Raw genomic sequence first — 24,976 nt, 5'->3', positions numbered from 1 at the left:
TATCAGCGGCACTTCGCGCCGTCAATCACAATCTGTCCGTCGACGACCTCATAGCGGGCCTGGATCGTCTCACAGACAAAACTCAGTTTGTCGAACAGCGATTCACGGGTAAACGTCGCTGTAAAATTGCAGTCCTTCAACTGGTCTTCTTCAAACAGAATCCGGATACCATAGGCCTTTTCGAGGCGGTGAAATACCTCATTTACAGGCGTTTCGGCGAATCGTTCGACCGGACTTTCGAGCAATACAGGCTCCTCCACCAGGGTTTTCACGAGGCTGGCTTTTTCCATGACCGCCTGCTGATTGGGCAGCAGGATCATTTCTTCCGACAGCGCCGATCCCGGCTTTTTCTCCGTGCGGTAGACGGTCACCTTTCCGGTCCGGACGGCAACCGATACCCGGTCGTCCGTTGCCCGTATCGTAAAGCTGGTACCCAGTACTTTCGTTACCAGGTTTCCGGCATAGACGAGAAAGGGCTTTTCGGGGTTCCGGACGACGTCGAAGAAGGCTTCTCCCGTCAGTGATACTTCCCGCTTTTTCTGCCCGTAATGCTCGGAGATTTTCAGACGGCTGTTCGGCGACAGCGTCACGCGGGTTCCGTCGGCCAGCTGGATTTTCCGGGGAAGAGCGGATCGGTTCACCTCTTCCCGGCTGCCCGGTGGCAGGAGTGCCGTCCACACCCACCAGCCCAGGCCCGCCAGCAAAAGCAGCCCGGCAGCGATGCGGAGAAGCGGAAACGGGCGGCGGCGGTCGTCCAGGTCGTTCATAATGTCCTGAACGGCCAGACGGACTTCATCGGGATCGGCAGGGCGGTCATCCGGTTGAAGCGCCACGACAAGCGAACGGGCCTCCTCCAGCTGTTCCTGCCGACCGGGATGTGCGGACTGCCACGTCGGCCAGAAGCTGTCGCCGGGCGGCAACTTGCCCAATACCCACTTCCGGAAGTAGGGATCCTGGACAAAGTCTTCGGTGTCAAACTGACTGTAGTTTTTCATGGGTTTAAGGGAAGAATCCAGATAAGGAGCGACAGAAACCAGTTACGCCGGAGGAGCTTCAGGGCCTCGTACACGAGGTTCACAGCCGAATGGACCTGAATCGACATGACACCGGCGATGGCGTCATAATCAAGATCCTGGTAAAACCGGAGGTAGATTGCCTCCCGCTGGCGCTTTGTGAGGCGCTCGAGCCGGGTACGCAGGCGGACGAGGTCCTCGTGCTGCACCTCCCGGCTGATGAGGTAGGTTTCGATGGCGAACTGTACTTCGAAGGCATAGTCGTCCGATACCTCGTGCGCCTCCCGAAACCATTTCAGGCGGGTCGATTCCTTCAGTACTTTCCGGCGGAGGGATTTGAGCAGGTATACTTTGACGACGTGGACGTCGTCGAGCCGCTGCCTGCGGTTCCACAGCTCCAGCAACAGATCGTGCAGGCAGTCTTTCACAAACTCCCTGTCGCGCTGAAACCGCACGCCATAGTTCAGCAGCTGCGGGTAGTATAGCTCCACCAGCTCGGCAAAAGCTGCCCGATCGCCCTCCTTGAAGGCCTTCCAGAGAACGGCTTCATTCGCCTGGTGCGGATATTCCTGGGTGTGAGTACGCTGCATGCGGGGCCTGTTTACTCCGAATCGTTATAGATTTTCTTGCCAGAACCTTATCGGAATGACTTTGTACGGATAAAGAGTCGGGAGGGAAGGGGATGTCCTGAAAAAAATGGAGTTTTTTTCTCACAGAAAGCACAGAATACACAGAAAAAGGTGATAAAGAGGCTATCGGGCCTCTATTCCTTCAACTTCTGTGTATGCTGTGCTTTCTGTGAGAAAACAAAAAGACTATCTCCACCCCCACCGCCGGTACGCCAGCAGCGGCAGGAGTACCAACTGATAGAGAAACAGCGCCACCGCGAAAGCTACCGGCGCCGACCGGGTAGGCTGGGCCAGCCAATACCCCTGTTTCCCGAATACCAGCAGGTGCACGGCATTCCAGCCCAAATGCAGGGCAACAGGCACGTAAAGTGAGCGGGTGCGGACAAACGAAAGGGCAAACGCCCAGCCTGCGCCGCCCGTCAGCAGAAAAACATACGCCATCGGTACCACCTGCCCCCACAGGCCGAAGGAAAACCAGTGGTATATGCCAAAAGCTATGGCGGAGATGGCGACGGCTTTCTTTTCTCCGGCGTATTCGGTGAGGAGGTACAATGCCGCTCCGCGGAAGACAAGCTCTTCCGTAACGACGGACTGAATAACGCTGCGGAGTCCGGCAAGAAAAGTCATGCCTGTAAAGTCAGGATTTACCGATACGACAGCCGTTTCCGACGCATTCTTGAGCAGGTGATAGCCGAGGCAAAGCACAGCCGTCGCAGCCAGGCTTCCGAAAATCTCGCCGGTCAGCCTGCGGTCAGGTACTAATCCGAGAGCGGTCAAACCACGCCCGGTCGCCATCCGCAGGGCGCCCCAGGAAATCAGCAACAATATCAGAATTCCGATCATGGCAGGATACTCCCGCCGGAAGTCGGCGGCGGGACCGCTCAAAATTCACCAATTACCCCGGACTTTCTATGCTGTGGCGACGAATACAGGGGCTTTCGGATGAAGGGATCAGCGATGGGACGACCGGTACCGTGCAAGCCGCTGCTGCACAACGGCCTCCAGTCGCGGCGCGGCCGTCAGGCATGCCGCAGCTTTCCGCGCAAGGAAGGCATTCGGAGCGCCCAGTACCTGCGAAACGGCCCGCAAGGCTGCCGGATCGTCTATACGGTGGTAGGTAAGCAGGTCGAGTATTGCGGCGGCTTCGTCGACCGGCACAGAAAGCAGCCGGGCAGCCAGCGGAGCGGCCAGGGTAAACGGCTTCGCTTCTTTCAGTTTGGTGAAGAGTTGCTTCCGGACAGACGGCAGCGCCTTTTCAACAACACCCAACAGATCGCCCTGCCGGATAACAAGGTCTGCCGCCGGAAGACGCTGAACCGCCGTTTCCGCCAGGGTGTAATCGCTCCCGGTAGCAATGCCCGTCAGCCGCCGCCACAGCGCCGCCGGCACCGGGCTATGTATCTGATTCAGTGCCCACAACCGGTCTGTGACGTCCGGACTATCGAGTACCCGCAGCAGAAACGCGGCGGTACTTTTCGGGCGGACAAGGGAATCGATGTCGGATTGAGTAGACCCATAGACAACGTGCCAGAGTTTATAGGTCGTAAACGCCGCGCCTTCGACGACATACTCCAGTACATTTTTTGCCGTAGCGGATGTAACCCCGTCTGCGTCGTTGCTACCGGACGTATGCCGTCGCGGAACGAGCTCGTCGTAGGTATAGTCCTTCAGCGGCAGCGACGGATCGGCCAGCAGCATCAGTAACCGTTCGTGTTCTTCCGGCACAAACGGCTTGTGCTCGGCCTTGCTCAGGTACTCTCCCGGCGGAAAGGACAATCCCAGAAAACGGCCTGTGGGATTCCAGTATACCGCGCAGCGCAGCAAGCGGCACTGGTTATCAAAGCAGACGCTCGTGCGGATTTTGCGAAAAAAAGCCAGCGGATACCCTTCTCCCGAAACCCATTCGTACAAGGTATCGGAAGCGATGGAATCCCGGGCGGGCAGGAAGTGCCCCAGGGTCGCCGCCGGCGCCAATGGCAGCGACGACGGACGGAAAGCCTGCCCAAAGCCCTCCGCCGCCGTCAGCCATACTCCGATGAAAATCAGCACTTTCATGCGCCGGGGACAATCGCTCCGTGCTCGCGCAACAGTTTTTTGATAGCCGAATGAGGTACTTCCAGGGGTGTGGTTTTCCGGTCGCAGGCCAGTACCGCCGCCGCTGCCGCAGCCTGCCCCATGCCCATGCAGGAAGCCTGTACCCGGAGCGCGGAATTGGCCAGCCGGTCGCTGCTGACGCAACGGCCCGCCACCAGAAAGTTCCGGCTGCGCTTCGGAATCAGGGACCGGAGCGGGATTGTCGGGACGACGCCCTCTTTTAGATGATCCGGCACTACCCCGTTTTCATCGTGTACATCAATCGGGTAGTATGAATAGGACAAAGCGTCGTCAAAAACACGACCCGTAACGTAGTCCTGATGCGTGATCTGGTAGTGCCCGTCGATCCGGTAGGTCTCCCGTACGGCCGTTTCGTTCTGAACGTCTATGATTTTCGTTTTCTCGAGACCCGGAAGCGTCCGCAGAAACCGGAGCGTTTTCAGGAGCGACGCCCTGCCGGCAATGTTGGCGAGGGTATGGGTTTCGGATGTCGTGGAATCTGCACCCAGAACGTGCTGGATATTATCCCCTTCGCTGCGCAGCAGGCCGGCGATGTTGTTCCGGAAATCGGATTTCACCAGTTCTCCCCGCCTGATGGCGTCCTGGTACCGGGACTGGATCAGCGGCAGATCGAGCGATGACAGGTCGTATCCGCCAATCCGGAACATCAGCGTACCGGGCTGAGTGACCGTCTCCCGGAGTACGTCAAATCCCGCCAGTGCGGTCACGAACGCATTGCCGGTGCAGTCGATCAACTGCTGACAGACGATTTCGGTTTGCGTCCCCTTGCCCATCGTTTCGACTGTCCAGGTATTGTTCCGGAACGATGCCTTCGTCGGGGTTTCATAAAAGCGGAGCTGTACGCCGGCATCGGTGCATTTTTCTTCGAGCAAGAGTGCGTACAACTGCCCGTTGAGCCGTACCTGGTGGCGGGGGTGGTTCCGGCCGTGGGGAATGGAGAAATTCGGGAGGGTATCATCGTTGAGGGCGACGGCCTCCTGTACCATTTCCCAGCCTATTCCACCGATAACCTGTTTTCCCCACGCAAAAAAGATACCTGGGAAAGCCACACCTCCGGTAGTAGTCGTTCCACCCAACTGGCTGCCATTTTCGACAAGTATCGTCTTCTTTCCGGCTCGGGCAGCCTGGAGGGCGGCGACAACACCGGCCGTTCCTCCGCCTACTACCAGGATATCCGTCCGGATCGTCTTTTTATGTACGCGATAGGGTTCGGCGAGCCGCTCCCCGGGAGCTACCATGCTGATTGACAACGCGCCGCCGAGAGCTGACAGCACGGTACGCCGTTGCAGTTTTTCCTTCATCTAGTACCCCGGATTCTGGTCTTTCGCCGGGTCGAGGGCTTTGTTGTAGTTCATTTCGGAGACGGGAATCGGCCAGAGCAGGTGTTTGTCGGCCACCGTTTTACCGGTAGCCGCCAGGATGACGTCCTTCACGCGGCCGGTCCGCTTGAGATCGAGCCAGCGCTTTCCTTCGAGCTGGAATTCGTAGCTGCGCTCCTGTAATACCAGATCGAGAAACGTTTCGGCGGTGTAGTCGGCGACTTTGTAGTCAACGGCCGCCGCCGCTCCGGGCGCTTTTCCGTATGCCCGGCGGTGTACCTGATTGAGTGCTTCCATACCGGCAGCAGTGGGTCCGTTTCCGGCCCGCGACGACGCCTCGGCATAGATCAGCAGGACGTCGGAATAGCTGTAAACCGGGTCGTCATTGCCAGCGCCGTTTTGCCCCACCGCTGCCTGATCGGTAAACCGGGAACTGACGAGGGTATTGGGACCAAGGCCGAAATTGATCTTGTCCCACAGGGACTTACGGATATCGGCATTGTTCCAGGAAGTGTAATACGCGCTCGTTACATCCGCGTACAACACGTATGCGCCGCCGAAATTGAACAGCTTGGTATCCGGGTGGTTCGCGACCCACAGCATGTAGTTACCCTGCCCGGTTTGCCGGGTGTATTTGAGGAAGAATATTTCCTCGGACGTAGAAACCAGCTCCGGACCCCAGACTTTCACCTGAAAATCGGCTTTGGTCGTCACCGGCACCAGCGAAAACTTATTACTCTGGATGACTTCCGCGGCTTTATCCCGGGCCTCGGCGAATTTGCTGAGGTGAAGGTATACATCCGCCAGGAGGGTTTTGGCGGCCCATCTGGTTGGTCGGCCGGCGACGGACGGCGTTTCAGGCAATACCGTTTCAGCTGCCGTCAAATCACTGACAATCAAAGAATAAACCTCTTCAACAGACGCCCGTTTAACGTCCGCGTCGTCCATATTGTCTTCTTTTTTCAGCGGAACACCCGCCCAGTTACGGACCAGCTGGAAGTAGTTGAACGCGCGGAGAAACCGCGCCTCCCCCACGTACCGATCCTTATCCGCCTGGCTGATGGACTTACCATTTGGCGCATGGCGGATCACCAGGTTGGCATTCCGGATACTGAGGTAAAAGGCGTCCCAGAGGCCCGCCACCCGGGTGATATTCGCGTCGTTCAGCCCCTGGAACTCATGCAGGGGCGCCCAGCTGCCGCGGCCGCCGGTGTAGTCCGACTGGCACTCGAGCGAGGTTTCATAGACCGAATAGTTGGTGGCGCGCAGCGGCGTGAAGGCGGCGTTGACCGCCGATTCGACTTCGGCCGCTGTCTGGAAAAAGTTCTCGACCGCGAGGGACCTGGGATTTTCGGTCAGGAGGTCCGAACACGACGTCGCCCCGAAAAGAAGCGCCGCGGCAAAAAACCGGATAAGTAGGTGTTGAGCAGACATAGCTGTGCGTTTCAGGGGGTGATTCAGAGGCCGACCCGCAGGCCGAACGTATACGATTTGGCTACCGGATAGCTGTAAAAGTCGACGCCCTGGGTGATGGAATTGGCGCCGCCGGCGGAGTTGACTTCCGGATCCCACCAGGAGTACTTCGTGAATGTCAGGAGGTTCTGCGCGCTGGCGTATACCTGGATACTCCGCAGCCACGGGGCTTTCCAGTTGCCGACCGGGAAATTGTAGGCCAGTTGGATATTCTTCAGCCGGAGGTAGGAGCCGTCTTCCACAAAACGGTTCGAAATCCGCGCGTTGACGTTGTTACTGATAATCGGGTACTTCGCCTGTGTTTTTTCCGGCGTCCAGTGGTTGAGGTATACTTCGCGGGGCATATTCAGGCCGAAACCGTAGTCGATGGTACTGCCGATGGAGCTGGCGTTGAACAGATCATTGCCCTTCGTTCCCTGGACAAAAACCGTGAGATCGAAGTTTTTGTACGAAACCGACGAATTCAGGCCATAGATGAAATCGGGGTTTGGATTACCGATGTAGGTTTTATCCCTGATGGTAATGGCGCCGTCCTGATCCAGGTCCTTGTACCGGATTTTGCCTTTTTCGTCATATCCGTCTTCCACATAGCCCCAAAACTGCCCGATGGGCCGTCCTTCCCTGAGGATATTGCTGACGTCATTGACCACAACCGTATTGATCTGTCCGCTCAGAATATCCTGGCCGTCATAGAGTTTGACGACTTTGTTTCGGTTGAAGGCGATGTTCGCGTTGACGTCCCAGCGTACCGGACCGTCCAGTATCCGGGCGTCGACGCCGAGCTCCAGCCCCTTGTTCTGTACCTGCCCGACGTTGCGGACGGTACTGGAATAGCCGAGCGACGACGGCAGCCGTACCGTATTCAGCAGGTCTTTTGTGTTTTTGACGTAGTAGTCTACGGTGACCGTCAGGCGGTTTTTGAGCAGACCGAGATCGAATCCGGCGTCAAACTGGGCGGTCGTCTCCCATTTCAGGTTTCCCGGCAGGGTAGTACCCGGAGAGAAGGTGGTATAGAGGGCGTCGCCGAACACCGTTTTCCCCGAAGTCAGCTGATTGAGCGTGGTATACGGGTCGATCGCCTGGCTGCCGGTTTGCCCCCAGCTGGCCCGGATTTTAAGGTCAGAAAGGGTATTCTGGCTTTTCAGGAAATCTTCGTTGGATACGCGCCAGGCCACTGCGGCGGAGGGAAAGGAGCCCCACTTGTTTCCCTCCGAGTACTTCGAGGCGCCGTCCCGGCGGAAACTCGCCGTGACGAGGTACTTATCAGCAAAATTGTAATTCACCCGCCCCAGAAACGACAGCAGAATAGCTTTCGAATAGCCTGAACCGGGTATCCCCGGGGTGGTAGCGGAGCCGAGGTTATAGGTTTCAAAGATATCGCTCAGAAAGCCGTTGCCGCCGGCAGAAAGGCTCGTCGACAGAAAATCCTGGTAGGTAAACCCCGCTACCGCTGATACCGTGTGCCTTCCCCCGAACGTCTTGTTATAGCTCACCGTGTTTTCACTGAGCAGGCTCGTTTGCTGGCCGGTACTCACGCTCGCGACGCCGTTGGAGTTGACAAACTTCCGTGTGGTATAGTTGTCGGTTCGGTCGTCGCGGTTTTCGACGCCGCCGGAGATGCGTATCGTGAGGGCCTCGATCGGCTTAAAAAGCAGGGACGCGTTGAGCAGGGCGATATTCGCCCGGGTTTTGTTTGACTGTTCGTTGATAAAATTCAGGGGATTGATGAGGTCTGTGGCGACAAACGGGTAGGCCGTCGCCAGCACGCGGTAGGTACCGTCGTCGTTGTACGGCGTCAGGGTTGGCGGAGCCGCCAGCGCCGAAGAGATCATCGAGTTGCCGCGACTTCCGCCGCCGCTGTCCTTCCGGCGGGTATCGAGCCGGCTGAGGGTACCGCTGAGCTGTACGCTGAAGAGCTTGCTGACGGTATGGGTGACGTTCGTCCGGATGGAGTACCGGTCGTAGTCGCTGCCCTTCACGATTCCGTCCTGGTTGAGTACGCTGCCGGAAACCGAGAATTTCGTTTTTTCATTTCCACCGCTGATACTGAGCGCATTGCTGCGCATCGGCGCCTGGGTGAATACCAGGTTCTGCCAGTCGTATCCTTTTCCGAAGGCGTCGATTTGAGACGGAGTGAAGAAGGGCGTCTGCTTGTCGTTTACGGCCTGTTCGTTGTAGAAAAGGGCGTATTCTTTGGCCGACATCAGGTCCAGTTTTTTCCGGAGGGTCTGCGTCGTGTAGCTCGATTCAAAATCGACCAGGGTTTTCCCGGATTTCCCGGTTTTTGTGGAAATAATAACGACGCCGTTTGCTCCCCGCGATCCGTAAATGGCTGTTGCCGAGGCGTCTTTGAGGATTTCGATGCTTTCAATATCGGCGTTGTTCAGCAACGTCGGATTGCTGCCGGAGAGCGGAAAACCGTCGACCACATACAGCGGTTCATTGCTGCCCTTGATGGAGTTGGTACCGCGGATGCGGACGCTGACGCCACCGCCCGGAGCGCCGGTATTCTGCAACACCTGCACGCCGGCGGCGCGGCCGGATAGCGCCTGAAGAACGTTGGTCGCCGGATAGGCATTGATGTCTTTCGCTTTCACCTGCGACAGGGACCCGGTCAGGTCGCTTTTGCGGGCAGTACCATAGCCGACTACCACGACTTCGTTCAGCGCTTTGTGATCCGGTTCGAGGCGTATATCCAGCGTGGTGCGCGCTCCGATAACAGCTTCCTGGCTTTTGTAGCCCACAAAGGAGAACACCAGGGTGGTTGCTTCGTCGGGAAGGGACAGCCGGAAGCCTCCGTCGGCGTCGGTCGTCACGCCCCGGGTAGTATTCCGGACCGAAACGCTCACGCCGGGCATGCCTTCCCCGTTTTCATTCCGGACGACGCCGGTAATGACCCGGTCAGGCGCGGCAGCAACCGGGACAGACGGCTCTGCCCTCCCCTCTTCCACCGGCGCCCGGACCAGGGCGATCTGGTTTCCGTTGACCACGTAGCGGATCTGAAGAGAACGGAAAAGGCGGTCCAGCACTGTTGCCAGCCGCTCTTCGGTGACGCTGAGCGTAATTTTCCGCTCCAGTTGCACCACCTGGCTGCTGTACACAAAGCGGATGTGTGCTTTCTTTTCCAGGGTCTGGAGCGCTTCGCGGACGGTCTGGTTTTCGAGCCGGACGCTGATTTTCTGGTCCAGCAATTCCTGCGCCCGGGCAGCCAGCGCGCCGTTGAGTACCAGGACGGTCAGGATCAGCTGTAGAAGTGAAATCCGCATAAGTTCCCGGAAGGTTTGATGTGTGAGGAACATAAGGTAGGGAGTTTTTCAGGCAAAAGAGGTTCCTCCCGGCCGGCGACGGGCCGGTCAGAACGGGTTTGAGGATAAGCAGGAGGATATCGGTTTTCAGGAGCAGTCGCGCCCGGTGACGACGATACGTGCGTCGATCACTTCATACGTCGCGCCAATCGACGCACACAACAAGCTCAGCTGGTCATAGAGCGGTACGCCTTCCAGCGAGGCCGTCAGGGTACAGTGCCGCAGGGTAGCGGCGTCGTAAATAATTTCGACGCCGTAGGCTTTTTTCAGGCGTTCAAACACCTCGGCGGCAGGTGTTTCATCAAAACGGAACGTCTCCTTCGCAGCGGCGGAGGCCGTCCGGACCGGCAGCGGATTCCGGACCAGCTCTTTCACAAACGTTGTACGGGCCATGTCATACGTCACCTGCTGATTGGCAGTCAGGACGACACCCAGGCCGCTTCCGGCGCTCCGGACGGCGCCCGGCTCCCGAGTGTCTCCGGCTTTTGTTACGGATACCTTTCCGGAGATAACCGAAACGACCTGCTTCGCATCCGCCGCCCGGCTGACGACGCGAAACTGCGTCCCCAAGACCCGGGTCTTCAGCGATCGGGTATGTACCGTAAACGGTCTTTTTCCTTCGTGGACGACCGAGAAAACCGCCTCTCCATCCAGCTCAATCTCCCGCTCTTCCGGCGCGAAACCCGGCGGATAGGCTACGGTACTCTTCGGATACAAAGTAACCTGGCTGCCGTCAGGAAGTCTCATTTTCAGCAGCTTGTCCGTCCCGTTGGCCCGGGTAAGCCACCCGGCCGGTACTTCCTTCAAAACAGACCCGGCAAATTCAGGCTGCACAGGCGCGGGCCGGAACAGGTAGACGCCCATCGCCAGCACGACACAGGCGGCGGCCCAGGGCCACCACAGACGGCGGCGTTTTTCTTCAGGCAGATGCCTCGTCAGGGCGACGATCCGTTGTACCTCCTGCTTTTCCTGCTCTGCTGAAAGCGGCACCGGGCGGTTGCGAAGTGCTTCCGCCATGTCTTTGGCCAGAAGAAGCGTGTCCCTGCGCGCGGGGTGCTTCTCCATCCAGTCGCGCCACCACTCGCGGGCGTCCGACCTGTCGCGCTTGACCCAGGCCAGAAACCAGCTGTCGGCAAGGAAATCTTCCGCCTCGTAAGTCCGGTAGTCAGGTCGGGTAGTCATCGGTTCAGTGAGTTGGAAAGGTGAAACAGCACGAACGACAGCAGCGTAGGCCAGCTTTCCCGAAGGCGGCTGAGGCCCCGGTGCAGGAGATTGGCGACCGACTGCTTGTTGACATCGAGAATGTCGGCGATTTCTTCGTTCGACAGTTCGCCGTAAAACTTCAGGTGAATCGCCTCCCGTTGCCGGTCCGACAATCCCGCCAGCAGTTCATGCAAACGGGACGTCTGATACTCTGATAGTTCGGTACGGATCAGCGCCTGTTCGGCAGTAATTTCCTGGGAACTGACGTCGTCAAACGTCACGCTGTCATCCCTCCCCGCCGACGGCTGCCGGAGTATTTCCCGGTGAATCTTCCGCCGAAGTGATTTATACAGGTACGAGCGGATGTATGGCGTATCCGAAATCCGGTGCCGGTATACCCAAAGGTCCAGAAAAAGGTCCTGGAGGCAATCTTTCAGCAAATCCGTGTCCCGTGTGAACCGCCCGCCGTAGAAATACAGCTCCCGGTAAAAGTGCTGCACCAGCTCCTGAAAAACCTCCTGCGGCCCTTCCCGGAATTTCAGCCACAAAAGCGTCTCGTCGGTTTTATCCCGGGGAGCGGGCGACGACCGCCTCAGGTCTGGTTTCAGCATTTTTCTTCGGCGTTAGACAGAACCGGAAAGGCGCCTTTCCGGTCGATTCGACGGTTAATAGGAGGGAAAATTCAACTTATACTCAGTATTGTGCAAAAAACTTTCCCTCCTGCGCGTCCGGTACTGTCTGCGGCCTAGTTTGGCAGCACGGTCAGAATGACGCGCTGGTAGCGGGTCAGGGCGGGTGTGCCGTTGTCTGTCACTGCCAATACAAAATGAAGGGTCTCAGGCTGAGCGACTTCCGACGCTTTGAAGGACGTAGTCTTCTGTTTGTTATCCGGGATCTGAAGGGCTTGGGGGCTGTCGTAGGTACCCGGCTCCCGGTAGTAGATCCATTCGTAGGAAAGGGTATTACCGTCGGGATCGGTGGAGCCGTCGCCGCTGAGTGTCACGGTTTCCCCGCTCTTTGCCTGGAGGCGCGCGGCATGCCGGAGCCGGGCAACGGGCGGGTGGTTCGCTTCCTTATACGGATTGATGGTCCAGTCGATACGAGCCGCGAAATCATTCTGGTAGGCCTGCCGCCAGCGCCAGATGGTTGCTTTATTGGAAGAATAGATGGCTCCGTCTACTCCCATTACTTCGTCTTCGGTATCGCTCCAGATAGGCCGGGTTTCGGGTTCGAAAAACCACTTGCGGTACCGTGGCGTATAGTATTCGTACCGGCCGCCCCAACTGCCGTAGTCCGGGTGCTCCGGGCTGCCCAATCCATTGGGTATCAGGTATAGGAAAGTTGGCGTATCCCCTTCCATCAGGTACTCCGTATGCGGATGCTGCGCGCCGAGCGGGCCGTGGTTTTTCCGGATGTTTTCATCCAGCCAGGGGTTGTCGACGATGGCGAAGTTGGCTCCCGTAAACCGGCCGTGGTGTTTGTCTCCCGAAATACCACTCCAGGTGGAATGGTGGTATGCTCCCTTGAAGAAATGCCCCGGAGAAACAATGTAAAAAAGACCGGGAAACGTCTTCCGTATCCACGGACCGGTATCGTCCTGATCCGAAATGGTATATACACGTATTTTAGATACAAACTTGTCGAGGTCTTCCGGCGACCGCGTCATTTTCACCTTCCACAGCGCCTGTGCCAGGCAGTTGGCTCCGCCCCAGACAGGTATCCATACCGGCCGGTCATCGGCTTTGTCGACCACCCGGATAATATGCTCTGACCCCTCCGAATCATTTCCCTTTCCGACGCCTTCCATGCCGTATTTCGGCAGGCTCGCTTTCACCAACCCCAGGAGCGTACTTTCCTCCGGATACCCCTGCTCATGCAACAGCAGGTTATTCCGTACCTGACCGTATGCCTTGATAATCTGGCGGATACGGTCTGGAGCGACGCGGTTCCTGAGGTGAATGGACGTTGTTGCCACCAGCCCCTCCACGTCCCATTGATTGCAGTACGTCAGGAAGCGAACCATGGATTGGGCATCGTCCGGTTCGTTTTCGATATCGGTCAGTACGAGGATCCGCAGGCGGTTGGCAGGCTGCGGCGCCGGCTGGGCATACGCCGCTGACATACCCAGCAACGCACTGAAAAGAATAGATAAAACAGGTTTCATAAAGAGGTTACGTTTCGGACGAAGATACGTGTCCGCCCGACGCGTTCACTCCCGCCCGCTCACAAAAAAATATTCTGTGATTTCTGTGTATTCTGTGAGCAGTTTTTTTCTCACAGAACACACAGAAACCACAGAATATCAAGCATCTAACCCCATACCCTCTGCCCCATGCCCCCTGCTCCTACAACCCGTCAGCCCAATTCGGGTTCTGCGTCAGGTTCTTATTAAGCAGCCGTTCCTGAATCGGAATCGGGAAAAGGTAGTCCCGGTTTTCGGTAAACGTCTTGGCGATGTTGGCATTGATGAGCAGCAGCCCGCCGTTTTTGCCGCCTTCGAGTACGGCTTCCGTTCCGAGCTTGAGGTATTGCGGGCCTTTCTCGGTCGGTTTGGTGCCTTCGTAGATGACCACGTCGATGGTACCGTCCTTGTCGAGATCATACTTGCCGAGTCCGGGGAAGTACATGCCTTTGAACTGCTCGGCGAGGATGTGGCCTTCCTTCCAGCGCATGACGTCGTTCCAGCGGTACGATTCCATCACCAGCTCGACGCGCCGCTCGCGGCGTACTTCGAGGATAATGCCCTTGTTGGTACCTGAAACCGAGGTATACTGCCCGGCGAGATATGGATCGGGGTCGGCGTTGGCCTTTGTGAGCAACAGCGCCGGCATCCCTACCCGCTTGCGGATCAGTTGAACAGACTTGTCAAGGTCTGCCTGCGTCAGCGTACCGAGTTCGGCTTTCGCTTCGGCGTAGTTCAGGAGTACTTCGGCATACCGGAAAACGGGCATGTCGTTGAGCGACTTGTTATACGAATCCTCCGTTTCGGCGGTGACGAACTTCGTAAGCTGGTATCCGGTGACGGTCGCCCCGAAATCCGGCACCAGCTTATTCGTATTGCCGATCCGGGTATAGCCCGGCGTCCGGATGGTTTGCGCCAGACGCGGGTCGCGGTTCTGCATTTCGTCGTAAAACTGGATCTTGTTGAAGTCGGCTTTGTCCGTAAACCGGGTACCATCCTTCATCAGGTAGCTGTTGACGAGCTTTTTCTCCAGACCCGGCCGACCGTATGACGCCGTGATCGTGTAGTAGTTGACGTTGTGAAATACCTGCTGATCGGCGCTGAACTTCCGGGCGAGAATTACCTCTTCAGGAACGGCTTTCAACGAAGCAAAGAGATCCCGGTAGGCACTTTCGGGCGACGAGCCATAGATCGAGTACCCGCTTGCCGCCATCATATCCTCCGATGCCTTCACGGCTTCGTTCAGGAATTTATCGGCGTTGGGCAGGCTGAACTCGGTGTGGTATTTCCGGAAAGTACCTTCAAACAAGCAAATGCGCGATTTGAGCGCCAGGGCCGTCCATTTCGTTACTTCTTCTGTCGAACGCGCGGTACCCAGGCGGGCCACGGCGTCGTTGATGTCGGCCAGAACCGAGTCCATCACCACCGTACGCGGATCGCGCGCTTTCGTGAGGAGCGGTTCATCGGCAGTAGACAGTACCTGATTGTACCAGGGAACATCTCCGAAACGCGCGACTTTGTTGAAATAGAACCAGGCACGGAAGAACTTCGCCAACCCGACGTACTTGCTGGCCGTAGCCGGCGCGATTCCCCGTTTGTTGTAGTTCTGGAGGAAGTAGTTGATCTTCCGGAGCTCACCCCAGTCCCAGCCGCCGCCCGACGTCGGTACGGTCCGTTTGCCGGTTACCTGGTCTTCCAGGGTCGTTTTCACGACGTTGTCGATGCCTTCGTTGTAAATGTCTTCCGCCGAAGGAATCACGTTGTAAAACGAGTTCGTGTACAGTTTCAGATCCTTTTCGCTGGTGAAAAACTGATCCGGCGAAAGTTCCGATAACGGCTGGCGGTCGAGAAAGCCCTTGCAGCCCCAAACGGCAGACAGGACAGCGACGCACGCAGCGAGAGAAAGTATCTTTTTCATGCTTAGAAAGAAATATCAAGACCCATCGAAAACACCTTGCTGAAAGGATACACCCGGCCGTTGGTTTCGGCAGCGGCCATTTCCGGATCGATGTAGTCGGTTTTGAACTTCGTCAGGGTGAACAGGTTTTCGCCGGACGCATAGATGCGGCAACGGCTCATTTTCAGGCGCTGGAGTACCTGGTTCGGGAGGGTATAGCCAACCGTCAGGTTTTTCAGGCGGACGTAAGCCAGGTTCTGGATGTACCGGTCGTTCGCTGCCTGAAGATCGCCGCCGCCGTTGAGGGCGGTGTAGCCCCGCAGTACCGGGAGATAAGCGTTGCGGTTCGTTTCCGTCCAGATCTGTGACTCAAAATCTTTGGGAACGAACGAATAGTACGGGCGGGAATACGGTCCCCAGAACTTATCCGCGTTGGAACCCGGGTACCAGTTTTGCCGGCCGATGCCCTGGAAGAAAGCCGACACGTCGAATCCGTTCCAGCTCACCCCTGCGTTGACGCCGAACGAGTAGCGGGGCAGACTGTTGCCGATGCGCTTGAGATCGCCGTGATCGCCCACGGTATTCGCGCCGACGCTGATTTTGTTGTCTCCGTTGACATCAATAAACCGAAGATCGCCCGCGCGGAGCTTGCCCCATTCGCCGGGAGCGCTGGAAATCTGTTTGTGAACCGCCGAATTGGCCAGGGGAATTTTGGCTTGCCAGGCAGCGGCTTCGTCGTCCGTTCCGAACATACCATCTACCGAGTAGCCCCACATTTCGCCCAGCTGCTGCCCGACATAATAGCTGCTCAGCAGCTGTGTCGGGTTGTCAAAGCGGGTAATCTTCGCGGTATAGTCGCCGATGTTGAAGCCGACGTTGTACTGGAGCGCCTTCGCCCCGATGCGTACCTGATCGCGCCAGCCGAGTGAGATTTCAAAGCCTTTCGTGAGAAGATCCGCCGCATTTTCGCGGGGTTCGGTCGCACCGAATACCGTCGGAAGGGTCCGGCCCTTCGTCAGCATCTGCGTGGTGGCGCGGCGGTACCAGTCGAACGTGAGGTTCAGGCGGTTTTTCAGGAGGACGACATCCAGACCGAGGTCGGTTGACGTCGCTTTTTCCCACGTCAGCGTATTGGAAATCGGGGCGGGCGACGAGAGGTATTCCGTCTTCACCCCGTTCATGAGGTAGCTCAATGTTCCCCGGGAAAGGGAAGAAACGTAGGCATAGTTCGCAACCTGCTGATTACCAAGCGCTCCATATGACGCCCGGAATTTCAGGTCGTTGACTACATCCCGGATCGGGTCGAAGAAATTCTCCTGACTGACCCGCCATCCTGCCGATACCGACGGGAAGAACCCGAACCGGTCAGACGGCTGAAAACGGGACGTTCCATCATAGCGGCCGTTGAGTTCGAGCAGGTACTTGCCTTTGTAATCGTAGTTGATCCGGGCGAAGTACCCCAGCAGCGCCCATTCGGCCTGGCCGCCGTTGATTTCCTGCGCGCCGGAGCCGAGGTTCACGTCGTTCAGGTCTTCCGACAACAGATCCTTCCGGTTACCGCTGAGGGATTTCTGCTGGTACAATTCCTGGTTGTAGCCGATCATCGCCTTCAGTCCATGATCGCCGAAGGTTTTGTCATAGGTAGCGTATGCGTTGACTACGTGGTACTGCGACAGGTTTGACGTTTCGTTCAACTGATCGTAGCCTACGTAGCTGATCACGCCCGGGTAGATCGACCAGGGCGCGGCCGTCCGCCGCAGGAAGGTATTGCCGCCTTCCCAGGCGCTGCGGTTGACGTTAAACGTTCCGTTGGAGAGGGTATAGCTGTAGGAACCGACGACCGACAGGTTTTTTGACAGTTTCAGCGTTCCGCCGACGGTATTCGTCAGCTCAAATCGTTTTTCGCCGCCTTTTGATTTTCCGTGGAGAAGATCGGCATAGATACCGTCGCCAATGGTGTAGTTATTCAGCTCGGTCCGGTAGGTCGCCGTACCATCCGGGTTGACGGGGACGTAAGACGGCAGCGCGTGCACCGTCACCGAAACGAAGTTGCTGTTTACACCCCAGCCCGGATACGTATAATCGCTGGCGTTGAACTGGGTATTCGTGTTGAGTGAGAACCAGTCGGTTACCTTGGTATTGAGCTTCGCGCGGAAGTTATATCCGTTGTAGACGTCCTGATTGAGGCGCATCACGCCGCGTTTCTGGTAGTACCGTCCCGAAATCAGGTAGTTGGTCTTGTCGTTTCCGCCATTGAAACTCAGGTTATGTTCCATCGAGGGCGACCACTTCCGGAACATGGTACTCCACCAGTCGGTACTGCCGTAGTAGACGTACATGTCTTTTCCGTTCCGGTTATCGATCACAACCGACGGCAGGGACTTATCCGTTTGCCGCTTTTTCAGTTCCTCGTAATCCTGATCGGTATAGCCGGTATAGGTTTTCCCGACGGCACGGAGGAAGGCCTCGTCATTCAGTTTCGCGGAGGTATAGCCGTCGGTGATGAAGTCGGTACGGACGGTCGGCGTCGACCAGCCGAAGTTGCTGCTGTAGTTGACCTGCATCTTCCCGGACGCCGCTTTCTTCGTCGTAATCAACACCACGCCAAACGCACCCCGCGCCCCGTAGATCGCCGAAGAAGCAGCATCTTTGAGCACCGTAATGTTCTCAACGTCACGGGGATTGATGGAGTTGAGCGAGCCCGGCACGCCATCGATCAGGATCAACGGAGAACCCGTAGAGCTGTTGATCGAAGCAAAACCCCGGATATTGATGGTACCGGTAGAGCCGGGACGGCCGTCTCCGAACGTCACGTTTACGTTGGGTACCGCGCCCTGCAACGCCTGGGTGACGTTGGCGACGGGCCGGCTGTCGAGTACCTCCGTTCCCACCTGCGATACCGCTCCGGTGAGGTTGGCTTTTTTCTGGGTACCGTATCCGACAACGACCACCTCTTCCAACCCTTTCGCATCGGGTTGCAGCGTAATGGACAGGTTCGTCTGCGTTCCGACAACAATCTCCTGCCGGACAAAGCCGATGTAGCTGAATACCAGCGTCGACTCCGAAGAAGGAACCGACAGGGAAAAAGCACCTTTGGCGTCCGTCGTAACCCCGATGCGGGTGCCTTTCAGGCTGACATTGACGCCTGGGAGGGGTTCTTTTCCGTCGGTAACGATGCCTTTAATGACAATGTCGCGGGGTGCGGTCAGCACAACCGGCTCGGCGGCCCGGACAACGCCGGGCAGGGGCAAAAAGCCCAGACAGGCAACAAGTGCGTACCTTCTGAGCAGGCTGTCAGCAGGTAATAATGGATGCATAGGAGTCAGTTTATAGTGAGAAGGCAAAGACCTTTCCGGCACCGTGGCGACCGCGGTGTCGTATTCATAATAATGCGAAGAGTTGTATTAGCGGCGACCGCCGGTCGGGGGCCCTCTTGCCCGGATAGTCGGGTACCTTACCGGAACCGGGTGCAAAAGTATAGTGTCACTTGACAGGCCCTGTTACCGGAATGTTAAGCTGTGTAACCAAACCGTTAAGATTCCGCACGACCCCGGAAAGGTCCTTTTAAAACATCATTTCGGTAACGTACCCGGTATCCGGAAAACGCCCGTCTGCTTCCGTCGTTTGCTGTTTTATGCGTTATTTTGAGCCATGAACAACGCTATTGCCGTCATTTTCGATATGGATGGGGTTATCTGCCATACCAACCCCTACCACTCCATGGCCTTCCGGGAGTTTTTCGCTGTCCGGAACCTGGCGCCTACCGATGAAGAGTTTGCCGAGCATATGTTCGGTAAAAGCAACCGGTACATTCTGAGCCATTTTTTGCAACGGACTGTCGACGGAGAAGAACTCGCTTTGCTCGAAGACGAGAAAGAAAGTCTTTTCCGGAAAATCTACGAACCGTATGTCGAGCCGATCGCGCACAATGTGGAGTTTATCACCGACCTCCATGCCCACGGCGTAGCGCTGGGTGTGGCGACCTCCGCGCCGCGGGCCAACCTTGACCTGATCATGAGCAAAGTGCCCATCCGGGATCTGATGGGTTCGGTACTGGCCAGCGAAGACGTGCAGCGCCACAAACCCGACCCGGAGGTATACCTGACTTCGGCCCGGAATCTGGGCGTATCCCCCGACCGCTGCCTGGTTTTTGAAGATTCCTTTTCCGGCATTACCGCCGCCCGCAACGCCGGGATGAAGGTAGTAGGCGTTCTGACTTCCCATACGAAAGAAGAGCTTCCGCCGTGCGATCATTATATCTATGATTACACGACGATGTCATACCAGATCGCAGCGAGTCTGATCGGATGATATAAAACAACCTTTGAGCGACAAAGCCCCCGAAAAGTCAGCTGCTTTCCGGGGGCTTTGTCGCTCGACGACTGACAGCATCACCTGGAAAGCTCTATCCTGTCAGTGATGCATACTTGCCCGCATACAGCTTCTTTTCCGCATAGAACGCGTTTTGTCACTTTTTTCCGGCGCGGGTTTGTGTAACTTTCGCCGCACACCACCCCGCTGCCATGCCTGTCAACCTGCCCGCTGATATCAAAGGCCTTACCGACGAAGAAGTACTCCTTTCCCGCGAAAAATCCGGAAGCAATACCCGCGCGGTTTCCGGAAAGGAAGGCCCCTGGCGTCTGTTGCTGAATTTGTTTAAGGAGCCGATGGTCGTGCTCCTGTTCGCCGCTTCCGCCCTGTACCTGGTCAGCGGAGAAACCGGCGACGCCATTTTTCTGGCCTCCGCCATCGTACTCGTCTCCGCGATCTCGCTGTATCAGGACACGCGGAGCCGGAACGCCCTGGAAAAACTGGAAGCCTATACCCAGCCGTCGAGTCGTGTGGTACGAAACGGGCAGTTGATTGAAATACCCGCAGATCAGCTCGTCGTCGGCGACTACCTCGTTGCCGAAGAAGGCACGCTTGTCGCCGCTGACGGTCTCATCCGGTATGCGCACGACTTCACTGTCAACGAATCCATCCTGACGGGCGAGTCCCTGCCCGTCGCCAAAGACACAACACAACCAGCTGTCTTTCAAGGAACTACCGTCGTAAGCGGACTTGCCATCGCCGAAGTAACGGCTATCGGCGCCCGGACAGAACTGGGTCGTATCGGCGAAAGCCTGCAAAACATCCGGGAAGAAAAAACGCCGCTTGAAACACAAGTCGGATCTTTCGTCCGGAAGATGGTCATCCTCGGGGCGATCGTTTTCGCCCTCGTCTGGGCCGTGCATTTCGTCCGCTCCGGCCAGCTTCTCGACAGCCTGCTCAAAGCCCTGACGCTGGCGATGAGTATTCTTCCCGAAGAAATTCCCGTCGCTTTTACGTCATTCATGGCGCTCGGCGCCTGGCGGCTGATGCGGATGGGCATTGTGGTTCGGCAGATGAAAACCGTCGAAACCCTCGGCAGCGCTTCGATCATCTGTACCGACAAGACAGGTACCCTGACGGAAAACCGCATGCAGCTCGCCCGCTTATATACGCCGGCAAAAGGACAGATTGTCACGTTGGACCAGGCCGGCGCTGACGAGTCCGGACTGATCCGCACCGCGATGTGGGCCAGCGAACCCCTCCCCTTCGATCCGATGGAAATCGCGCTGCACCGGGCCTATGGCGAACGAACGCAGGCGGATGAACGTCCGGACTGGAAACTGGTACACGAATACCCGCTGGGAGGTCGTCCGCCGATGATGACGCACGTTTTTCAACAGTCTGACGGTCAGCGCATTATCGCTGCCAAAGGCGCTCCGGAAGCGATGCTTGCAGTTTCTGACCTGTCGGAGACGGAAAAAAAGGAGGTACTTGCTGCGCTACAGGAGATGTCGGCGGAAGGCTTCCGTGTACTGGGGGTTGGTGAGTCCACTTTCTCAGGCGATGCCTATCCCGAACGCCAGCAGGATCTTCCCTTCCGTTTTCTCGGCCTGGTAGGGTTTTACGATCCTCCGAAAGCCAACATTCCGGACGTACTGCATGCGTTTTATGACGCCGGTATTTCGGTAAAGATCATCACCGGCGACAACGCACTGACGACCCGCGCCATCGCCCGGCAGGTGGGTTTTCGCGGGTGGGAACACGGCCTGTCGGGGGACGAGCTCATGCAGCTTTCCGATAATGAGCTGAAAGAGAAGGCGTTGACTACGTCTGTCTTCACACGGATGTTTCCCGATGCCAAGCTCCGCGTGGTCAACGCGCTGAAAGCCAGTCAGCAGGTAGTCGCCATGACGGGCGACGGCGTCAATGACGGCCCAGCACTCAAAGCCGCGCATATCGGCATCGCGATGGGCAAAAAAGGCACGGAAATCGCCCGCCAGGCCGCCTCCCTGATTTTGCTGGAAGACGACCTCGCCCGGATGGTCGATGCCGTGGCGATGGGCCGCCGCATTTACACCAACCTCAAAAAGGCGATCCGGTATATCATCTCCATCCACATTCCGATTATCCTGACCGTTTCCCTGCCTCTGTTTCTGGGCTGGAAGTTTCCGGATATCTTTTCGCCGGTTCACATCATTTTTCTGGAGCTGATCATGGGGCCGACCTGCTCCATTGTTTACGAAAACGAACCCCTGGAGCGAAATGCCATGCAGGAACCTCCCCGACCATTTTCTGAGACTTTTTTCAGAGGCAATGAGCTGATTTTGAGCATCATACAGGGCATACTCATCAGCGTGTCGACCCTCGGCGCGTACCAGTACGGCCTTATTCATGACTTCGGCGAGGCCGAAACCCGTACCCTGGTGTTCATCGTCCTGATCGCAGCAAACGTATTTCTGACACTGGTCAACCGGTCGTTTTACTATTCGTTCATAACCACACTCGGTTACAAAAACCGCCTCGTCCCGCTGGTACTCGGAATCACGATTTTGCTGACGGTACTCCTGCTGACGGTTCCACCCCTGGCGCGATTCTTCGGCTTCATTCTGCCCGATGTTTCACTGGCGGCAGGAGGTATTGCGGCGGGCTTTGTTTCTGTTGTCTGGCTGGAAGGTTGGAAAGCATTCAGAAGACTCCGGGGCTGATTTTTATCAGCGTTCCGCAGAATTTTTGCCGCGTACAGGCTGTTGTTCTTTCAGTAGTTTTGTTGCGGACGTTTCGGTCCGCCCATCCAGCATCTGTTATGAAAAAAGTCCTCCTCCTCACCGATTTCTCCGACGCCGCCCGGAATGCGATCCATTTCGCGCAGACGTTGTTCCGGGATACACCCGTCGAATTTTCCCTGCTGCACGTATACCAGATTGAAACCGACGCGCTTTACGCGGCGGCGTACCTGCTCGACGAAGCCAAGGACGCCTCCTTTCAGCATCTTCACGAAGAACTGAACGCGATCACGGATATTCCGGCAATTCATTCCTACCGTCTGCTCAACGCGCCGGGTACGCCCGTCACGGTAGTCGGTTCGCTTCTCGAACGGGAAGGATACGACCTTGTCGTAGTTGGCGCCACCGGAGCCGGTCTCTTTCCGGTACTCGGCAGCGTCGCCACCGGGCTTATCCGCTCAGCGGAAACCAATGTGCTCGTCGTACCGGAATCAGCCAAAAACAAAGCCATCCGGCAGGTAGTGCTGGCCGTGCCGTACCCCGGTACGTTGCCTTCTGCCGATGTGCTGAAACCCCTGCTCGATATCAAAGCCATTGGAAAAGCGGAACTGACCGCGCTTTCCATCGTTGAAACCAACTTTGATCATGCCGAAAAGGGTGATTTTGAGGAACATCGCCGCGACCTGGCGGCCCAGTTCGGCGATGGGCAGGCGACGCCCTATTTCATCATGGACGACAACATCGGCCACGGCATCGAAACCTACCTCGAAAACAACCAGGTAGACCTCCTCGTGACGGTCCCTCACCGGAAATCCCTCCTCGATGTACTCTGGAACCGGAGTGTCACCCGGCAACTCGCCTACAATCCGTTGGTGCCGCTCCTGGCGCTGCACGATGGCAACTGATATAAAAAAATCCGGCGGATACCCGCCGGATTTTTTTATCAATAGGTCTGCACGACACCCAGTTTGAGAGCCTTTTCATAGGCTTCCTTTTCAAACTGATAGAGAAAGGGGGATCGGTGCGGTCCGATCAGGCGTTGCTCGTCGAGTTTCCGGATGAGGCCCAGCGCGACCAGTTTTTTGGCAAAATTGCGGGAGTCCAGCTTCCGGCCGAGGATGGTTTCGTACAGGGAGTGTATCTCCGGCAGGGTGAATTTCTCCGGCAGCAGGCTCGAGCCAATCGGCTGGTGAAACAATTGGAGCCGGAGCGTATCGAGGGCTTTCTCTACTACCTCGTTGTGATCAAAGAGCAGTTCGGGTATCTCCGCTACGTCCCACCATTGATAATCTTCGGTGAAAAAATCCGTCCGGACGCTGACCTGGGAATAGTCCACCAGCGCAAAGTACCCTACCGACAACGTCCGTTCGAGCAACCAGTTGCCCGGTTCCACCTCCAGCCCGAACCGCGCAAAGAACGCCGTATCCCGTTCTTCCAGCCGATAGGGAGAGTCGCCGAAAACATGAAATTGCTGCAGAAACAGGTCTTCCAGACCGGTTCGTTCGTGCAGGATGCGATGCGCCGCCTCGCCGATCGGTTCATGCCGCAGCACGAATCCGCCCGGAAGGCCCCAGCCTTCGAACCCTTTCCATTTGAGTAGTAAAATTTTGAGCTGCTGGTCGTGATAGCCGATGATCACGGAGTCCAGGCTGACATGAGGCACGTATCGGCCGCGGCCGTGGTGAACGAAGTCCAGTACGTCTTCCAACGAATTCATACTCAAAGATAAAATTATTCCGTACATTTTACGGAATAATCAAAACTCTCTTTACATTTATTCCGGAAATAGTACCAGTTACCCCTCCTGTTCTCTGTCCGGAGACCCGTGGAAACAAATTCACCTTAAGACCAATTACTCGCATGAAAAAAGCAAACTTCTTTCTGTTCCTTATCCTGCTTGGCCTCTCCCTGACCAGTTTTACACCCCTTGCTCCGGATGACTTCTTCGCCGGAAAATGGGAAATCACCGTACTGGGTACGCCAAACGGAGATGCCAAAATGACAACCGAACTGGTCCGGAAAGACGGAAAACTGACTGGAGAGCTGAAACCGGTCGGCGAAGGCGCCGAAGCGCTGCCGATCTCGAAAATCGAAGAAGAAAAAGAAAAACTCACCATCTACTTCGATCACCCGCAGGCTTCCGGCATTGCGATGGAGCTTACCAAGGTAGACGACGATCACCTCAAAGGTTCAGTAATGGGTTCGTTTGAAGCGAGCGCGGTACGCGTTAAGCAATAAGCAGGACTATCTCAGCAAAGCGGGCGCCCGGTTTCCCGGGCGCCCGCTTTGCTATTTATCGCTTTTTCTTTTTGGGAAGCGCCTTATCGAATATCAGGGAAACACCGGATTTGGCCAGAGACAGGGTCAATACGCCGTCGTCAAACTGCCAGTCTTCCTGGGCAGAAAAGGTTTCGCGATCCAATCGTTTCCGGGTAGTCGATTTCCCGTACTTCGCCCCGGCTTCTACACGCATGGAATCGTATTCGAGGAGGGGGTCGTCCGACTCCTCAAACGCTTCGATGAGGGATTCCAGTACCAGTGTTTTTTCGTTAAAAATCGCATTGACGGTCGCAAAGCGGTGGCCTACCGGTACGTGAGAAAAAAACCGGTACTCCGCTAACATGGCCGGTTCTTCTTCTATATCCAGCTTCTTCATGGCTTCGGTTACCTGCTCCGGCGACATGCCGAAAGCCAGGCCGAACGGCAATTCCAGCCTGCGCTGCCCGGAAACCTGACTGCTGAAGACGATCATCAAAAGTATACTGCAAAGGAGTTTCATGCGGATCAGGTTGGTTGGTATGGCAAT

18 protein-coding genes are annotated in these 24,976 nt (G+C 56.7%); 4 read left to right on the top strand and 14 right to left on the bottom strand.

Annotated elements, in window-relative coordinates; all coding sequences use genetic code 11:
• Positions 1–2: 2 nt before the first annotated feature.
• From BLR09_RS00760 to BLR09_RS00705, 12 genes are all read right to left on the bottom strand, one after another.
• Positions 3–995, bottom strand: a complete 993-nt coding sequence (locus BLR09_RS00760) for a FecR family protein (RefSeq protein WP_093196529.1) — start codon at positions 993–995, stop codon at positions 3–5.
• Positions 992–1,603 (bottom strand): RNA polymerase sigma factor, encoded by a 612-nt coding sequence (locus BLR09_RS00755; RefSeq protein ID WP_093196528.1) that lies wholly within the window; start codon positions 1,601–1,603, stop codon positions 992–994. Before BLR09_RS00755 ends, BLR09_RS00760 begins: the two co-directional genes overlap by 4 nt.
• Positions 1,604–1,828: 225 nt before the next feature.
• A complete protein-coding gene (locus tag BLR09_RS00750; RefSeq protein ID WP_143010976.1) occupies positions 1,829–2,485 on the bottom strand; it encodes a CPBP family intramembrane glutamic endopeptidase in 657 nt (218 codons plus the stop codon).
• A 108-nt stretch (positions 2,486–2,593) separates the two neighbouring features.
• On the bottom strand, positions 2,594–3,697 hold the full coding sequence (locus tag BLR09_RS00745; RefSeq protein WP_093196526.1) for a hypothetical protein: 1,104 nt from the start codon (positions 3,695–3,697) through the stop codon (positions 2,594–2,596).
• A complete protein-coding gene (locus BLR09_RS00740) occupies positions 3,694–5,058 on the bottom strand; it encodes an FAD-dependent oxidoreductase (protein WP_093196525.1) in 1,365 nt (454 codons plus the stop codon). The genes BLR09_RS00745 and BLR09_RS00740 overlap by 4 nt, the downstream gene beginning before the upstream one ends.
• Positions 5,059–6,510: a RagB/SusD family nutrient uptake outer membrane protein gene (locus tag BLR09_RS00735; protein ID WP_093196524.1), complete on the bottom strand. Its 1,452-nt coding sequence runs from the start codon at positions 6,508–6,510 to the stop codon at positions 5,059–5,061.
• Positions 6,511–6,533: 23 nt separating this feature from the next.
• Positions 6,534–9,848, bottom strand: coding sequence for a TonB-dependent receptor (locus tag BLR09_RS00730; protein ID WP_245689845.1), 3,315 nt, complete (start codon positions 9,846–9,848; stop codon positions 6,534–6,536).
• 93 nt (positions 9,849–9,941) lie between these two features.
• Positions 9,942–11,036, bottom strand: coding sequence for a FecR family protein (locus BLR09_RS00725; RefSeq protein ID WP_093196523.1), 1,095 nt, complete (start codon positions 11,034–11,036; stop codon positions 9,942–9,944).
• A complete protein-coding gene (locus BLR09_RS00720; RefSeq protein ID WP_093196522.1) occupies positions 11,033–11,668 on the bottom strand; it encodes an RNA polymerase sigma factor in 636 nt (211 codons plus the stop codon). Before BLR09_RS00720 ends, BLR09_RS00725 begins: the two co-directional genes overlap by 4 nt.
• Positions 11,669–11,802: 134 nt before the next feature.
• Positions 11,803–13,221: a DUF1593 domain-containing protein gene (locus tag BLR09_RS00715; protein ID WP_093196521.1), complete on the bottom strand. Its 1,419-nt coding sequence runs from the start codon at positions 13,219–13,221 to the stop codon at positions 11,803–11,805.
• A gap of 181 nt (positions 13,222–13,402) precedes the next feature.
• A complete protein-coding gene (locus tag BLR09_RS00710) occupies positions 13,403–15,157 on the bottom strand; it encodes a RagB/SusD family nutrient uptake outer membrane protein (RefSeq protein ID WP_093196520.1) in 1,755 nt (584 codons plus the stop codon).
• 2 nt (positions 15,158–15,159) lie between these two features.
• Positions 15,160–18,453 (bottom strand): SusC/RagA family TonB-linked outer membrane protein, encoded by a 3,294-nt coding sequence (locus BLR09_RS00705; protein WP_093196519.1) that lies wholly within the window; start codon positions 18,451–18,453, stop codon positions 15,160–15,162.
• Between the two features lie 334 nt (positions 18,454–18,787).
• Between BLR09_RS00705 and BLR09_RS00700 the strand changes: the two genes are divergently transcribed.
• From BLR09_RS00700 to BLR09_RS00690, 3 genes are all read left to right on the top strand, one after another.
• Positions 18,788–19,447 carry an HAD family hydrolase gene (locus BLR09_RS00700; protein ID WP_176785391.1) on the top strand — a complete coding sequence of 220 codons (660 nt, stop codon included), beginning with the start codon at positions 18,788–18,790 and terminating at the stop codon, positions 19,445–19,447.
• 212 nt (positions 19,448–19,659) lie between these two features.
• Positions 19,660–22,152 carry a cation-translocating P-type ATPase gene (locus BLR09_RS00695; protein WP_093196518.1) on the top strand — a complete coding sequence of 831 codons (2,493 nt, stop codon included), beginning with the start codon at positions 19,660–19,662 and terminating at the stop codon, positions 22,150–22,152.
• A 98-nt stretch (positions 22,153–22,250) separates the two neighbouring features.
• Entirely contained in the window at positions 22,251–23,075 is an 825-nt protein-coding gene (locus BLR09_RS00690) for a universal stress protein (protein WP_093196517.1), read from the top strand.
• 38 nt (positions 23,076–23,113) lie between these two features.
• On the opposite strand, the gene BLR09_RS00685 is transcribed toward BLR09_RS00690, so the two are convergent.
• On the bottom strand, positions 23,114–23,887 hold the full coding sequence (locus BLR09_RS00685; RefSeq protein ID WP_093196516.1) for an NUDIX hydrolase: 774 nt from the start codon (positions 23,885–23,887) through the stop codon (positions 23,114–23,116).
• Between the two features lie 143 nt (positions 23,888–24,030).
• Between BLR09_RS00685 and BLR09_RS00680 the strand changes: the two genes are divergently transcribed.
• A complete protein-coding gene (locus tag BLR09_RS00680) occupies positions 24,031–24,408 on the top strand; it encodes a hypothetical protein (RefSeq protein WP_093196515.1) in 378 nt (125 codons plus the stop codon).
• A 55-nt stretch (positions 24,409–24,463) separates the two neighbouring features.
• Here BLR09_RS00680 and BLR09_RS00675 read toward each other — a convergent pair whose 3' ends face one another.
• Complete coding sequence (locus tag BLR09_RS00675) at positions 24,464–24,949, bottom strand: hypothetical protein (protein WP_143010975.1); 486 nt, start codon at positions 24,947–24,949, stop codon at positions 24,464–24,466.
• Positions 24,950–24,976 lie beyond the last annotated feature (27 nt).

The organism is Siphonobacter aquaeclarae (assembly GCF_900103285.1).
GTDB classification, from domain to species: domain Bacteria; phylum Bacteroidota; class Bacteroidia; order Cytophagales; family Spirosomataceae; genus Siphonobacter; species Siphonobacter aquaeclarae.
Note: the sequence above shows the minus strand (reverse complement) of the source record. Positions and strands in the feature narration are given on the sequence as shown.